We start from the raw sequence: 15,112 nt of genomic DNA, 5'->3' as shown, positions 1-15,112 counted from the left end.
CGTTGCGGAAATCGCTAAAATTGTCTGGATCTGGCCCTAAAAACTGCGACACGGTTTTGAGCCTCGCACATGACCCGACCGACCGACATCCTCGACATCGCGGATCGCCGATTTGCATGCAAACAAGGTTATCGAGTGCTTACCGTGGCAGGTTCGCCCTGCGGGATGGCCTCGCGAGGCGGGGACGTCTGGACGCTGGCGGATTGCATCCCGGCCGTTTTAACACTGTCGCAATCGGCGATGATTACTGTTTCCGGATGGTCCGGGTTTCGTTAAGAGGGCGCGGCCTTTTCGCGATCTTCTGAGTTTGGGAGATATTGATCCGCATGTGCGGCATTGTAGGAATTCTGGGGCGCGGTCCGGTAGCGGAGCAACTGGTTGATTCGCTCAGGCGTCTCGAATACCGCGGTTACGATTCCGCCGGCATTGCGACACTGGAAGGCGCGCGTCTGGCGCGCCGTCGCGCCGAGGGCAAGCTGCGAAACCTCGCCGGGCGCCTCCAGGCCGAGCCGCTGATCGGGCAGGTCGGGATCGGGCACACGCGCTGGGCGACGCACGGCAGACCAACAGAAAACAACGCGCACCCTCATGCGACCGAGCGCGTGGCCGTCGTCCACAACGGCATCATCGAGAATTTTCGTGAACTGCGCGAGAAGCTTCAGAAGAACGGAGCGGTTTTCGAAACTGAAACCGATACCGAAGCCGTGCTCCATCTGGTCGATGGCTACCTTGCCGCCGGCATCAATCCGGTCGAGGCGGTCAGAGCCACGTTGTCACAGCTTCGCGGCGCCTTCGCTCTCGGTTTTATTTTCGCAGCCGACGAGGACATTCTGATCTGCGCGCGGAACGGGCCTCCGCTGGCGATCGGATATGGCGACGGCGAAATGTATCTGGGATCGGACGCGATTGCGCTCGGGCCGCTGACGGATACGATCAGCTACCTCGAAGATGGCGATTGGGCTGTTTTGACGCATGACGGCGCGACAGTCTACGACCACCATAACGCCGTCGTTCAGCGCGAGGTGGTCAAGCAGAGCGCTTCGGCTTCTCTGGTCGACAAGGCGAACTATCGCCACTTCATGGCCAAGGAGATCCACGAACAGCCCGAGGTGGTGGGACACACGCTGGCCCGCTATGTCGATATGGCGACCGAGCGCGTATCGATTCCGGTGGATCTTCCGTTCGATTTTCGCGAGATCAAGCGGGTCTCGATCATTGCGTGCGGAACCGCCAACTATGCCGGCTACATCGGTAAATACTGGCTGGAGCGGCTGGGCCGGCTTGCCGTCGAAATCGATATCGCCTCTGAGTTCCGCTATCGTGAAGCGCCACTCGGCGAAGGCGACCTCGCCATCTTCATTTCGCAATCCGGCGAAACAGCCGATACGCTCGCGGCGCTGCGATATGCCAAGCAGCATGGGTTGCACACGCTCTCGATCGTCAACGTGACGACATCGACGATCGCACGCGAAAGCGAGACGATGCTGCAAACGCTGGCGGGGCCCGAGATCGGCGTCGCATCGACCAAGGCCTTCACCTGCCAGCTGATGGTGCTCGCAACCCTTGCGATCGCCGCGGGCAAGATGCGCGGCGAATTATCCGAGGAAGATGAAGCCCGGCTCGTGCACGGCCTGATCGAAGTTCCGCGGTTGATGTCGGAAGCGCTGGCCACCGAACCGCAGATCGACAGGCTCGCCCGCGAGATCGCCAAATCCAGGGACGTCCTGTATCTCGGACGCGGCACCAGCTATCCGCTTGCGCTGGAGGGAGCGCTCAAGCTCAAGGAAATCTCCTACATCCATGCGGAAGGTTACGCCGCTGGCGAACTCAAGCATGGACCGATCGCATTGATCGACGAGAACATGCCTGTGGTGGTGATCGCCCCCTATGACCGCGTCTTCGAGAAGACCGTGTCCAACATGCAGGAGGTCGCGGCGCGCGGCGGCAACATCATCCTCATGACCGACGCAAAAGGGGCGGCGGAGGCCGCCGTCGAGCCGTTGGAGACGATCATCATGCCCGATATGGCGGCTACTTTCGCCGCATTGGTCTACGCGGTGCCGGTGCAGTTGCTGGCTTATCATACCGCGGTCGTGATGGGCACGGATGTCGATCAGCCTCGCAATCTGGCAAAATCCGTCACTGTTGAATAAGACGGAGGCCGCAAGGGCGTCCATCGCATGCACGACATGCAAAGTTTGATAGAATACCTATATAAGCAGGCATCAGCCCTTTGAAAGCCTTTTTGGACGTCTTGATCTGGAACCACGATGACGCGTGACACCCCTCCGAGCGGCGCACAAGGCGACCATCCCCCGGATATGCCTCGTGGGCTCATCGCGCGATTCCGGAATTACTTTCTGACCGGCCTGATTGTCGCAGGCCCGGTGGCGATTACGCTTTACCTGACCTGGTGGTTCGTGAACTGGGTCGACAACCTGGTGCGGCCATTCGTCCCGATGGCGTATCGGCCGGAAACGTATCTGCCTTTCATATTGCCGGGATCGGGCCTGATCGTCGCGGTGTTCGCGCTGACCATGCTCGGCTTCCTGACGGCCAACCTGATCGGCCGGACGCTGGTCGATCTTGGCGAAAAAGTGCTCGGCCGCATGCCAGTGGTGCGGGCGATTTATCGCGGGCTCAAGCAGGTCTTCGAAACGCTTTTCTCCGGATCCGGATCAAGCCTCCGCAGGGTTGGTCTCGTTGAATTCCCGTCGCCCGGCATGTGGTCGATCGTGCTCATCTCGCAGGTGCCAAGCGCGAATGTCGCTGCCCGGCTTCCCTCTCAGGAGGAGCATATTTCCGTATTCCTGCCTTGCGCGCCGAACCCGACCACAGGCTTCTTCTTCTACGTACCCAAGAACAGGGTGGTCGAGATCGACATGAGCACGGAGGAGGCGGCAACCCTGATCATGTCAGCCGGCGTCGTTCAGCCGAACTCGGATTCGCAGAAGAAGCTCGCGGCCCTCGCGGAAATGGCCCAGGCGTCGCGGGTCGCGAATGCTTCCAACCTCGCGTCCACAACGGCAGCAAAGGTTGACTGACGCTCGAGTCCTTCACCTCTTCATGGAAGCGGGTGAACGACTCTACCTTTATGTTTTGACGCATTTTCTTCCCGCGAACCGGTCATCCATCCTCGGGTCAAGCCCGAGGACACGCTTCGCCTTTAACCCGCGCCGAGCAGGGGCAGGGCTTCGTCGCGCTCAAACAGATACAGCAGGCATCGCAAGGCTTCGCCGTGCGGGCCCGTCAGATTCGGATTCTGCTTCAGAATGCGCAGGGCTTCGTCGCGGGCCAGCGTAATGAGCTGCGCGTGGACATCGGAGCGCGCGATGCGATAGCCGGGCAGGCCGCTTTGACGGGTGCCGAGCACATCGCCTTCACCGCGCAGCCTCAGGTCTTCCTCGGCGATGCGGAATCCATCCGTGGTCTCCCGGATCACCCGCAACCGGGCGGCTGACATCTCGCCCAGCGGCTCCCGGTAAAGCAGCAGGCAGGTGGAGGGCTCCGAACCACGACCGATCCGGCCTCGCAACTGATGGAGTTGCGCGAGACCGAAGCGTTCGGCGTTCTCGATCACCATGATGGTCGCCGCCGGCACATCGACGCCGACCTCGACGACGGTTGTCGCGACCAGCAGATTGATTTCGCCCGCGGCGAATTGCGCCATCACGCGATCCTTTTCGGGGCCGCGCATCTTGCCGTGAACAAGGCCGACCCTGTCGCCGAAGCGAGCCTTGAGGCTTTGATAGCGTTGTTCGGCGTCGCTCAGATCGACGGCGTCGGATTCCTCGACCAGCGGGCAGATCCAGTAAGCCAGCTTTCCCGCCTTCACGGCGCGGCCAACCGCGTCGATGACCTCGGTCAACCGGCTGTCGGAAACGGCGCGGGTATCGATCGGCTGCCGGCCCGCGGGCTTGTCGCGCAATTCGGAGACATCCATGTCGCCGAAATAGGTCAGCACCAGCGTGCGCGGAATAGGTGTCGCGCTCAGCACCAGGACATCGACAGCTTCACCCTTCGTCGTCAGTGCGAGGCGCTCGCGCACGCCGAAACGATGCTGCTCATCCACCACCGCGAGCGCCAGCGACTTGAACGTGACCTCATCCTGAATCAACGCGTGAGTACCGACAAGCAGGTCGATGTCGCCCTCGGCGAGACGCGCCGTGATCTCGCGCCGTTCCCTGCCTTTCTCGCGGCCGGTCAGGATCGCAACACGCAGGCCGGCCCGTTCGGCCAGCGGCGCGATGGTCTTGATATGCTGGCGGGCGAGAACCTCGGTCGGCGCCATCAACGCCGTCTGCTTGCCGGCTTCGGCCACCGCGCCGGCGGCCAGCAGCGCGACCACGGTCTTGCCCGAGCCGACATCGCCCTGAAGCAGCCGCAGCATCCGCACCGGCTGCCGCAGATCGTCGATGATCGCGGCGACGGCTTGCCGTTGGGATGCGGTGAGGGCGTAGGGGAGCGCGTCGATGATCCTGTTGCGCAGGTGTCCGTCGCCCGCGTGCCGGTTTCCAGCCGGCCGGCGAAGCTGCGCGCGCACCAGCGCCAGCGCAAGCTGGCCGGCCAGCAGTTCGTCGAAGGCGAGGCGTGACCAGAACGGGCCTTCCGGCAGCGTATCAGTCAACTCCAGGGGAACGTGAACCCGGCGGAGCGCCTGGGCCAGCGATGGGAAGCCGCAGCGGCGCAGAATCTTCGGATCGATCCATTCGGGCAACACCGGCAGATTCAGCAACGCCTGCGCGATCGCGCGGCGCAGGAATCCCAGCGCCAAACCTTCCGTGAGGGGATAGACGGGATCGATGCCGGAAAGCTCCGCCAGCCCCGCCTCATCGACCACCCGGTCGGGATGCACGATCTGCAGCGCCCCGTCGAATATCTGCACCGTGCCGGACACATAACGCTTGCTGCCTGCGGGAAGCAGCTTTTCGACATAGCCCGGCTGAGCGCGGAAATAGGTCAGGACGACGCTTCCGGTTTCGTCGCTGGCATAGACCAGATGCGGCGCGCGCGAGCGTCCGGGCGGCGCCGGGCGATGCCGGTCGACGCTCACCTCCAGCGTCACGATCGTGCCGGGGACGGCGTCACGGATTTTGGGTCGCGCCCTGCGATCGACGACGCTTGCAGGCAGGTGAAACAGCAGATCAACCAGCCTCGGCGTTTCATCGCGCGCGAGCAGATGCCGGAACAGTCTGTCCTGCTTCGGTCCGACGCCGGACAGGCTGGTCACCGGTACAAAGAGCGGATTGAGCAGCGCGGGACGCATCTGACGACTCGGGCGGAGTGATCTGAACCAAATGCAAGCCTTGAATGCAAATCCCTGATTGTGCAATGCGCGAAACGGATGCTGACATCCATTATCCCGGAGGCTATATGGTGCCGGCCCGGCTCGTCCGGGCTTTTGGCGTTTGCCTGGAATAGACGAATGACGGGATCGACACGATCAAGCGACGGCCTGGATGAACGCCGTAAACGGCTGCTGTATCGCTGCTGGCATCGCGGGATGCGCGAGATGGACTTGATCCTCGGCCGGTTCGTCGATGAGGAGATCGGTTCATTGACCGAAGCGGAGTTAAAAGATCTCGAAAGCCTGATCGAGGTTCCGGACCCGGACCTTTACGCCGCATTGAGCGACGGTGCGCCGCTGGCCTCCGAATACCGGACCGCGCTGTTTGATCGCATCAAGTCATTTCGTCGGGGACAGGGCGCATGAAAGCTTTTTCAAGGTCACCGGCGGAATCGCTGTCGCCGGGTCGTCCGCTGACGCTCGCGAATGTCGCGGAGGGCGCCGAGGGACTCGTCGTCTCTGACCTCGCGCGAGCCATCAAGGCCAATGCAACGCGGCGAGGCTCGGCGGTCAGCCTGACGGTGGTCTGCCGTGACGGTCCGCGGATGCAGCAACTGGCGCGGGCGCTCGAATTTTTCGCGTCGGACATTTCCGTGATGCAGTTCCCGGCCTGGGATTGCCAGCCCTATGATCGGGTCTCGCCGCATGGCGGCGTGCTTGCGCAGCGCCTGACGACGCTGGCGCGCCTGTCCCGTCTGACCGGCAGCGAGACGCCTCTGATCATCCTCACAACGGTCAACGCGATCCTGCAACGCGTGCCCGCGCGCGAAATCGTCGCGTCTCAAGCGCTGTCGGTCGCACCCGGCAATGTGGTGCCGATGGATTCGATCGCCGCATGGCTTGAGCACAACGGCTACAATCGCTCTTCAACGGTCCGCGAACCCGGCGAGTATGCCGTTCGCGGCGGCATCCTCGACCTGTTCCCGTCGAATCTCGATCATCCCGTGCGATTCGATTTCTTCGGCGACTCGCTGGAGTCGATCCGGTCATTCGACCCCGAAACCCAGCGCACGCTGTTTGACGTACGCTCGCTCGATCTGGTGCCGATCTCCGAATTCCAGTTCGTCACCGAAACCATCCGGCGTTTCCGGATGGGATACGTCGCCGCCTTCGGCGCACCGGAACGCGATGACCTGTTGTATGAAGCTGTCAGCGAGGGGCGGCGGTATCCGGGCATGGAGCACTGGCTGCCGCTGTTTCACGAACGCATGGACACGCTGTTTGATTATCTGGACGGCGCATCCATCGTCATCGAGCCGCAGGGGGAAGACGCCGCGAGCGAGCGCTTCAAGCAGATCGCCGATTATTATGAAGCGCGACGCGAACCCCTTGAGCAAGCCGCTGGCGGCGTGCCCTACAAGCCGCTTCCGCCCGACCGTCTTTATCTGACGCCGGATGAGTGGACAAAGCGCCTCAATGAAGCGGCCTTGGTGCGGCTGACGCCGTTCGCGGTGCCGGACGAATCCGTCAATGTCATCGATGCGGGCGCACGGCAGGGGCGAAATTTCGCGCCCGAGCGGGCTGACACCACCCTCAACGTTTTCGAGTCCGTCGGATCCCACATACAGGCGTTGCAGGCCGCGCGAAAGAAAGTCGTCGTGACGTTGTGGAGTGAGGGTTCGCGCGACCGCATGGCGAGCATGCTGAAAGACCACGGGCTGCTCAACCTGACGAGCATCAATACCTGGCGTACCGTTCAGGCAACGCCCCGCAATGAGGTCATGCTGGGCGTTGTCGGGATAGAATCCGGATTTGAAACCGAATCTGTCGCGGTCATCAGCGAACAGGACATCTTGGGCGATCGCCTGGTGCGGCCGCGCAAGGCCAGCCGCAAGCTCGAAAACTTCATCTCGGAAGTCACCAGCCTTGCGGCGGGCGATCTCGTTGTTCACGTCGAGCACGGCATCGGACGTTTTGTCGGCTTGCAGACGCTTGAAGTAGGTGGCGCGCCGCACGATTGTCTGGAACTGCGTTACGCCAACGAGACCAAGCTGTTCCTGCCGGTCGAGAATATTGAACTGCTGTCGCGCTACGGCTCCGATCAAGCCAATGTTGAACTGGATCGTCTCGGAGGCGGGGGCTGGCAGGCTCGCAAGGCCAAGCTGAAAACCCGCATTCGTGAGATCGCAGGCGAGTTGATCAGGATCGCCGCGGAACGGCACCTGCGGGAGGCGCCGAAGCTGCCGGTGCAGTCCGGTCTGTACGACGAGTTCTGCGCGCGCTTTCCCTACGAGGAAACCGAGGACCAGCTCGGCGCAATTCAGGCTTCGCTGGAGGATCTCGAAAGCGGCAAGCCGATGGATCGGCTGGTGTGCGGCGACGTAGGCTTCGGCAAAACCGAAGTGGCCTTGCGTGCGGCATTCGCCGTCGCGCTGGATGGCAAGCAGGTCGCGGTCGTCGTACCGACAACGCTGCTTGCGCGTCAGCATGCGAAAACGTTCACCGAGCGGTTTCGCGGTTTTCCGGTCAATGTCGCGCAGGCCTCGCGGCTGGTGTCGCCGAAGGAGTTGGCCAAGGTCAAGAAGGGGCTCACCGACGGCTCGGTGGATATCGTCGTCGGCACACATGCCTTGCTCGGCAAATCCATCAAGTTCAGGGACCTGGGACTTCTGGTGGTCGACGAGGAGCAGCATTTCGGCGTCAGCCACAAGGAGCGGCTGAAGCAACTGCGGGCGCATGTCCACGTGCTGACGCTGAGCGCAACTCCGATTCCGCGCACGCTGCAACTGGCCCTGACCGGCGTGCGCGATCTATCGATCATTGCCTCGCCGCCGGTTGATCGCCTGGCCGTTCGCACCTTCGTGGCGCCCCACGATCCCCTGATGATCCGCGAGGCGCTCCTGCGCGAACGCTACCGGGGTGGCCAGGCCTTCTACGTCGTGCCGCGCGTGAGCGATCTGGCGGAGGTCAAGGATTTCCTCGACAAGCACGTACCGGAGATGAAAGTCGCCGTCGCGCACGGCCAGATGCCGCCGACGGTGATCGAGGACATCATCTCGGCCTTCTACGACGGCAAGTACGATGTCCTGCTCTCGACCACCATCGTGGAGTCCGGGCTCGATATCCCGACCGCCAACACGCTCATCGTGCATCGCTCGGATATGTTCGGACTGGCGCAGCTTTATCAGTTGCGCGGCCGGGTCGGGCGCTCGAAGCTGCGCGCCTATGCGCTGTTCACGCTGCCGTCGAAGCACAAGATAACGGCGCAGGCCGAGCGCCGGCTCAAGGTTTTGCAGTCGCTCGAAACCCTGGGGGCAGGATTCCAGCTTGCGTCGCACGATCTCGACATTCGCGGCGCAGGCAATCTGCTTGGCGAGGAGCAGTCGGGCCACATCAAGGAAGTCGGTTTCGAACTCTATCAGTCGATGCTGGAGGAGGCGATCGAGAATCTCAAGACCGGCGTGACTGAGATTGCCGACGATCGCTGGTCTCCGCAGATCACCATCGGGATGCCGGTACTGATCCCCGAAGATTATGTTGCCGATCTGGCGGTTCGGCTATCGTTGTATCGCCGGCTTGCCGACCTCGATACCGATGATGAAATCGACAGCTTCGCCGCGGAGCTGCGCGACCGCTTTGGTCAATTGCCGGATGAAGTCCGCTACCTGTTCAAGGTCGCGGCCATCAAGGCCTATTGCCGCCGCGCCAATGTCGAGAAGGTCGATGCGGGACCGAAGGGTGCGGTGATTTCCTTCCGCGACAACAAGTTCGCGCAACCCGATCGGCTGGTGTACTTCATCCGCCAGCACGGACAGGCGGCGAAGGTCCGCCCCGACATGAAAGTGGTGTTCCTCCAGAACTGGAAAACCCCGGAAGAGCGCCTGATGGGCACCACCGAAATCATGCGCCAGCTTGCCAATCTCGCGGAGGATCGCAAGGCGGCGTAATGCGGTCGTTATGATGCCGCGCGCGCCTCACTGCTCAGGCGGGTGAGAAGCGACGCCGCGGAGTCGTCAAACCGGGATGCCGTCAGGGTGACCTGAGGATCGATCCGCGAGGCGCGTCTGGCGCTGAGCGTCGTATGCTTCATCACGCTCGAAAGCCGCCGCGCGATCATCTGCGCGTTGCGCAGATCAGCGTCGGCAAAAACCACAACGATCGAACCATCGGCTTCGAGCGTGCCGAAATCCATTCGCCGCATAAGCCGGCTGAGAATACGCGCCGCATCGAATAGGGAGCGTTCATGCTGCTGACCGAACGAGAAGCGCGCAATGGAGAGACCAGCGCCGCTGGACCGGGTCTGGCGGATCGCCATGTTGAGTTCACGGTGGAAGGCATCCCCGGTCAGGAGACCTGTTCGCGGGTCGAGGAGTCCGCCCGCATCCATTGATTTCAGCGTACGATGCAGGCGCGCCTCGAATGCGTGCTGCCGAACCAAAGGCAGAAACGTGCTGACGACATGATCGGGCTCGCTCGGCATCACTTCGAGATTGGGAAGATCATAGGCCGCCCACGGGCCACCGGCCGGAACCGAGATCGGCAGATTGCGAAAGCGCGTGTCTTCAGCCAGCACGGTCAGAAGCGCGTCGACCACGCGCCGGGTGAACCCTTCACTGATAACGACACCGTCCAGATCACGCGCGTTGAGGTGTTTCGCCGCCGCCTCGATGCTGAGCGCTCCGAGAACACCGAGCCGTTCGCCAAAGGCAACCGATAGCGTTGGATAAGCGGCGCCGCGCCCGATCAGGAGAACGGTCGCATCCCGGATCGGGTCGGCATCCGGCAGGCGTGGCGCCGCCGGATTGCCTGCAAGCCGCCGGAGGACGGTCGCGTGCAGCGTTCGCACGCGCAGCGCCGCATTGAGACGCCTGTCGAACCGGTCGATGCCTCCGTTCAGGGACGAGAACGGAAGCGCGTTGTCCGGACAGGGCGGATCGGGATCAGCGACGATCAGGGGAACGTAGGGCTGTATCGCAGCAAGCTGACCGGCGAGGCTATCCAATCCCGCGCCCGCGCCTTCGGTCGTGGGGACGAAGACGGCCGCCGGTTGAAAGCGTTCGATGCCCCGGGAGGCTTCCGACCAGTCGATGTCGAGAACAGGAAAGATGCTCCGGCTCGCTCGAGCGACGACGGACGCTTGTCGCTCGCCGTGTGAGACAACGATAAGCGGGCCTTGCTGGGACATTTTCACCAACTCGGATACGTACCAAAGGCGTGTGATCCTAGTTTATTGTCCCTTAATGCGGCGTCAATGAATGGCGCCGGATTTGATCAGCCGGTCGCAGAGCGATCGCGAAATGCTTCCACCATCAACGGGTTCAGCCCCAGTTCCTTGAGCGCCTCGCGAGCGCGGGCATTGTCGCCGGCTCGCCCGGCAAGGCGATGGCCGCTCAGACGGTCGGGAAGCGCCGTCAGCATGGCGTTCGGTCCGAGCCGTCGTGCCCATTCCTGAAGATCCTGTGCGGGAAACCGGTAGCCGCCGACGGCCATGACGCCCGCTGGCGGCGCCGTGATCGCAATGGCGCCCGTGGCGCGATCGATCCGCGCGGCATAGCCTGTATCGACATAATCCGGCCGCGACGGCATGCCGAAGGCCTCGGAAGGAGACTCCGGCGCGGCGTAGGCCGCGACCGGCACCATCGGCCCCCGCAGTCCCAGCGTTCCGTTCGGAGTCAAAACGATCTCTCCGGCCGTCGATGAGATGGGAACCTGAGGCGGCGTCCGATAAGGGCCGGGCATGATCGGAGCAGGGGAGCCATCCTCCGCGCGGCGGCTCGCGAAAAGACCAGCCTCGCCGAACAGGTAGACGTCGGTCATCTGCCTCTCGTTGTCCGGCCAAAGCGCGCTCGATCCCACCTGTTCCGGAACCCGCCATAGACCCACGACATGACGCAGGCTCGGGACGGAAGACAGAGCGCCGGATTCTGCCATCCGCAACGCCAGTGGGGCAGGTGCGACCAGCGTGTCGCAGCGTTCGGCCTCCATCTGCCGCATGAGAACATTTTCGTCGAAGGGATGATGCATCGCCAGGGTGCCGCCGCTGAGCAGCCACATCACGAAGGATGAAGTCAGCCCGGCGAAGGACGATGGCGCGAGAGCCGAGAGAATTGTCGCGTTCTGAGGCAGGCTGCTCTCGAGAAAGATGGCAAGCCCGGCGGCGATAAGGTTGACATGGGTTCGCGGCACGGCGAGGAAGCCAGAGCCCGAAGCCTCGAACGTCACCAGCGCGGCGCGGCGCGAATCCCGGATCATGAGCCGCGAGCGGTCGATTGTCCTGTCGGCGGCAATATCCAGCGGAACCATACCTTCCGGCAGGTTACTGCCAAAGCCGCAGACATGACGGACGGAGAACACTTCCGCGGCCGCGTTCATCGCGAGATCGGCATGATTGACGCCGTCGATATTGCCCATCGCGACGATCGCGCGCGCGCCCGTCCGGTTGATCGCAACAGCGAGTTCGGCCTGCCGCCAAAGCTGGGGCAACAACGCCACGATCAGACCGGCGCGATGGGCGGCAAGCACTGTCAGCGCCAATTCGATGGTGTTGGGTAGCTGTACCGCTATGATCGAATTGGCGGGCAGGCCAGCCTCGATGAAGTGGGCCGCTAATGCTGATACCGCCCGGTCGGCCTGGGCAAAGGTCAGATGCAGCGGTGACTGTCCCGTCACCCGCAACTTGTCAGGCGGATCGATCAGCGCCGGTCGGTCCGGCTGCCGGACGAGGATGCGGTCGAAGAGTTCATCCAGCGTAGGCGATGAATTGTTCTGGAGCACGAAGTCACTTGCCGGGCTTCGGCGGCCTTCGCCACCATGTTTCGGGGATGTATCCAGTCAACGCGGTCGCTGCTGGTCGTTCTATCCGATTCCAGCGCGCGATCCATTGTTCTTGAACGTTGTAAACCGGAATCACGTAAAATCCGGACATCAGGACCCGGTCGAGCGCGCGAACCGCATCCACGAAATCCGGCCGCTCCCTCGCCTTGAGCATGGCGGCGATCATGGCGTCGATCGCGGGGTTCTTCACGCCCATGTAATTTCGGGTGCCCGGAATGTCGGCGGCTTCGCTGCCCCAGTAGAAGGACTGTTCGTTGCCGGGCGACAGCGATTGATCCCAGCGGTTCTGGATCATGTCAAAATCAAACGCCAGCCGTCGCTGATCGAACTGCACGCCATCGACCGAGCGCACGGACACCTCGATGCCGGCACGCTTGAGATCGCGCGCGTAAATGAGCGCGATCCGCTCCTGATCGCGGGTTGTCACCAGCATTTCAAAGGCAAGGGGAGCCTTGGTCGAGCGATGGCGCAGGACCGTGCCGTCAAATTCGTAACCTGCCTGCGACAGAAGCGCGAGAGCGGCGCGCAAGGCCTCGCGGTCCCGGCCTGAACCGTCGGTCACCGGAAGACGGTAACTGCCGTCGAGAATGTCGCTTCGTACGGCCGACGGAAACGGCTTCAGCAATGACCGCTCTCCGCCGTCAGCGGGGCGCGCGTAGGCGGACAGCTCCGATCCCGCGAAGAAGCCGCCGGCGCGGCTATAGAGTCCGAAAAAATAGTTTCGGTTGATCCACTCGAAATCGAACAGCAGCGTCAGCGCCTCGCGGACGCGAACGTCGGAAAACATCGGCCGCCGCGTATTGAACACCAGATATTCCGAGGGCGCGGGCAGGCCGGTTTTGATAGCTTCGCGGACAAGCTGACCATTGCCTGCTGCCGGGAAGTTGTAGCCTTCGTGCCAGCGCAGCGGTTCAGTCTCGACGCGAAAGTCATACAGACCGCGCTTGAACGCCTCGAACAGACTGTTGGCTTCGCGATAGTAGTCGAACCTGATCTCGTCGAAGTTCCACAGGCCGCGATTGACCGGCAGGTTGCGTCCCCAATAATCCGGGTTGCGCGTCAGCGTCACGCTGGCTCCAGGCTTGACGGCGGTCACGCGATACGGCCCGGACCCGAACGGGGCGGTCATCGAGGTCTGCTCGAAAGTGGCGGCATCGACGGCATGTTTCGGCAGGACAGGCATCAGGCCGAGGATCAAGGGCAGTTCGCGATCCGTGGTTCCACCGAAATCGAAACGCACCGTGCGTTCATCGATCGCCTCTGCCGTTGCAACCTTTGAATAATATTGACGATGGTTGGGTCGGCCCTTGTCCCGGAGGAGTTGCCAGGAAAAGAGCACGTCTTCGGCACGAACGGGCTTCCCGTCGTAAAAGCGCGCCTGTGGATTCAGATGGAAGGTGGCGTAGGTGCGGGCATCGTCGGTTTCAATCCTTTCCGCGAGCAGACCGTAGAGCGTGAAGGGCTCATCGTGACCCCGGGCCATCAGGCTCTCGACCACGAACCCCCGAATTTGCTGAAGCGCGACGCCTTTGACGATGAAGGGATTGAGGCTGTCGAAACTACCGGGAACACTCTGAACCAGCCGGCCACCCTTGGGCGCGTCCGGATTGGCATAGGGCATCCGGCTGAAATCAGGCGGCAGGGCCGGTTCGCCATGCATCGCGATGGCGTAACCGGGATCCGCGGAAACCTGCTGCCATCCGGCGGCGAGCAGCCCGACCGCGAGCGCCAGACATACCGCCGTCCGGCAACGCGCGCGTGGCGGCGGTCGGCAATACCGGATCCATTTTGATTCGAACTTGCTCACAAGAAATTTTATCACAACCGCCGCGACGCGGTTTGAAAGGGGCACCAAAAGCGTATGTTGCCATTGATCTTTTTATGCGCCCTAGTATTGAAGGCGGTCAATTGATCATGACATCGCGAATCGTCACGTAACCGCCTCATTTCACTAAGAGACAGCCGCCGAATAGGCTGCGCCAATGCCTGTTCCTGGTGGAGAAATCCGGCTGATCGCGTCGGGAGCGCGAATGCCGTATTCGAAACTCCACCAGCAACCGCTCCATCGAGGGCCTGGGTTTGCAAGCGGTCCTTCAATTTTGCGTTCGAAGGAAGGCTCGCTGAAACGAAATACGAATGTTAGAATCGGATCACGAGCGTTCAGGAAAGGGTTTTCCGCAATGAATTTTCGTCTCTCGACCACGTCCGCTTTGCATCGCGGACGGGCCTTTGCCCTGTTCGCCGCTGTGACGCTAGCGGTCGTTCCATTCGCGTCGGACGCTCCCGCCCAGCAAGCCGCCCCATCCAAAGGCAAGGCTGAGGCCGCCAAAGGAGCGCAGGCGCCGGCGGCCCAGCCAGCGCCAGCCGACCAGCAGGTGCAGCTGATCTATGCCCCCTGGACCAAGTTCTGCCTGAAAGGCCAGGATGCGAAAGCCAAGCAGGTATGTTTCACCGGCAAGGACGGGCGGATCGAATCCGGCCAGCCTGTGATCGCGGCGGTCATCATCGAGCCCGAAGGCGAGCCCAAGAAGATTCTCCGTGTGACGCTGCCGCTCGGGATGCAGCTCGTCCACGGAACGCGCATCATCGTCGATAACAATCCGCCGCAGCAGAGTGCCTACGTGATCTGCTTCGCCAATGGCTGCATGTCGGATTATGAGTTGTCAGCGGATATGCTCGGTCACCTGAAGAAGGGACAGAATCTCATCGTTCAGGCAATCAATTCCAACGGCGCGCCGTTGACGCTGCCGCTTCCGCTCGCTGAATTCGCGAAAGCCTATGACGGCCCGCCGACCGACCCCAAGGTGTTCGAGGAAACCCAGAAGAAGCTACAGGAAGAACTGCAAAAGCGGGCCGCCGAAGCGCGCGCGAAGCTCGAAGCCACACAGCAGGGTACCGCCAAACAGTAGCTCGTTATTTGAAACCAGATGGAAAAGCGCTCCTCGCGGAGCGCTTTTTTGTATCAGCCAGCTATAGCGTTTTCGAGCGAAG

9 protein-coding genes are annotated in these 15,112 nt (G+C 62.2%); 5 read left to right on the top strand and 4 right to left on the bottom strand.

What is annotated here, in order from left to right; genetic code table 11:
* The first annotated feature begins 326 nt into the window (after positions 1–326).
* Together glmS and NWI01_RS10665 are read left to right on the top strand one after the other, a co-directional pair.
* The gene (gene glmS / locus NWI01_RS10670) at positions 327–2,153 is read left to right on the top strand and encodes a glutamine--fructose-6-phosphate transaminase (isomerizing) (protein ID WP_141383826.1); all 1,827 of its coding nucleotides are present in this window, start codon (positions 327–329) and stop codon (positions 2,151–2,153) included.
* A 117-nt stretch (positions 2,154–2,270) separates the two neighbouring features.
* Complete coding sequence (locus NWI01_RS10665) at positions 2,271–3,044, top strand: DUF502 domain-containing protein (RefSeq protein ID WP_244613719.1); 774 nt, start codon at positions 2,271–2,273, stop codon at positions 3,042–3,044.
* Between the two features lie 122 nt (positions 3,045–3,166).
* On the opposite strand, the gene recG is transcribed toward NWI01_RS10665, so the two are convergent.
* Positions 3,167–5,266: an ATP-dependent DNA helicase RecG gene (gene recG, locus NWI01_RS10660; RefSeq protein WP_141383825.1), complete on the bottom strand. Its 2,100-nt coding sequence runs from the start codon at positions 5,264–5,266 to the stop codon at positions 3,167–3,169.
* A 159-nt stretch (positions 5,267–5,425) separates the two neighbouring features.
* On the opposite strand from recG, the gene NWI01_RS10655 reads away from it, so the two are divergent.
* Entirely contained in the window at positions 5,426–5,713 is a 288-nt protein-coding gene (locus tag NWI01_RS10655) for an FAD assembly factor SdhE (protein ID WP_141383824.1), read from the top strand.
* On the top strand, positions 5,710–9,234 hold the full coding sequence (gene mfd, locus NWI01_RS10650; protein ID WP_141383823.1) for a transcription-repair coupling factor: 3,525 nt from the start codon (positions 5,710–5,712) through the stop codon (positions 9,232–9,234). Before NWI01_RS10655 ends, mfd begins: the two co-directional genes overlap by 4 nt.
* Before the next feature lie 8 nt (positions 9,235–9,242).
* Here mfd and NWI01_RS10645 read toward each other — a convergent pair whose 3' ends face one another.
* From NWI01_RS10645 to NWI01_RS10635, 3 genes are all read right to left on the bottom strand, one after another.
* A complete protein-coding gene (locus tag NWI01_RS10645) occupies positions 9,243–10,472 on the bottom strand; it encodes a GGDEF domain-containing protein (protein WP_141383822.1) in 1,230 nt (409 codons plus the stop codon).
* 86 nt (positions 10,473–10,558) lie between these two features.
* Positions 10,559–12,061, bottom strand: a complete 1,503-nt coding sequence (locus tag NWI01_RS10640; protein WP_141383821.1) for an AMP-binding protein — start codon at positions 12,059–12,061, stop codon at positions 10,559–10,561.
* Between the two features lie 4 nt (positions 12,062–12,065).
* Entirely contained in the window at positions 12,066–13,928 is a 1,863-nt protein-coding gene (locus tag NWI01_RS10635; RefSeq protein WP_141383820.1) for an extracellular solute-binding protein, read from the bottom strand.
* Between the two features lie 373 nt (positions 13,929–14,301).
* On the opposite strand from NWI01_RS10635, the gene NWI01_RS10630 reads away from it, so the two are divergent.
* Positions 14,302–15,030 (top strand): invasion associated locus B family protein, encoded by a 729-nt coding sequence (locus tag NWI01_RS10630; RefSeq protein ID WP_141383819.1) that lies wholly within the window; start codon positions 14,302–14,304, stop codon positions 15,028–15,030.
* Positions 15,031–15,112: the final 82 nt, after the last annotated feature.

This window comes from Nitrobacter winogradskyi, assembly GCF_006539545.1.
GTDB lineage: Bacteria > Pseudomonadota > Alphaproteobacteria > Rhizobiales > Xanthobacteraceae > Nitrobacter > Nitrobacter winogradskyi_A.
This window is presented reverse-complemented; position numbering and strand designations above follow the sequence as displayed.

Coding starts and splice junctions, on each gene's coding strand:
- glmS (WP_141383826.1), top strand. CDS start 327: ATGTGCGGCATTGTAGGAATTCTGGGGCGCGGTCCGGTAGCGGAGCAA.
- NWI01_RS10665 (WP_244613719.1), top strand. CDS start 2,271: ATGACGCGTGACACCCCTCCGAGCGGCGCACAAGGCGACCATCCCCCG.
- recG (WP_141383825.1), bottom strand. CDS start 5,266: ATGCGTCCCGCGCTGCTCAATCCGCTCTTTGTACCGGTGACCAGCCTG.
- NWI01_RS10655 (WP_141383824.1), top strand. CDS start 5,426: ATGACGGGATCGACACGATCAAGCGACGGCCTGGATGAACGCCGTAAA.
- mfd (WP_141383823.1), top strand. CDS start 5,710: ATGAAAGCTTTTTCAAGGTCACCGGCGGAATCGCTGTCGCCGGGTCGT.
- NWI01_RS10645 (WP_141383822.1), bottom strand. CDS start 10,472: ATGTCCCAGCAAGGCCCGCTTATCGTTGTCTCACACGGCGAGCGACAA.
- NWI01_RS10630 (WP_141383819.1), top strand. CDS start 14,302: ATGAATTTTCGTCTCTCGACCACGTCCGCTTTGCATCGCGGACGGGCC.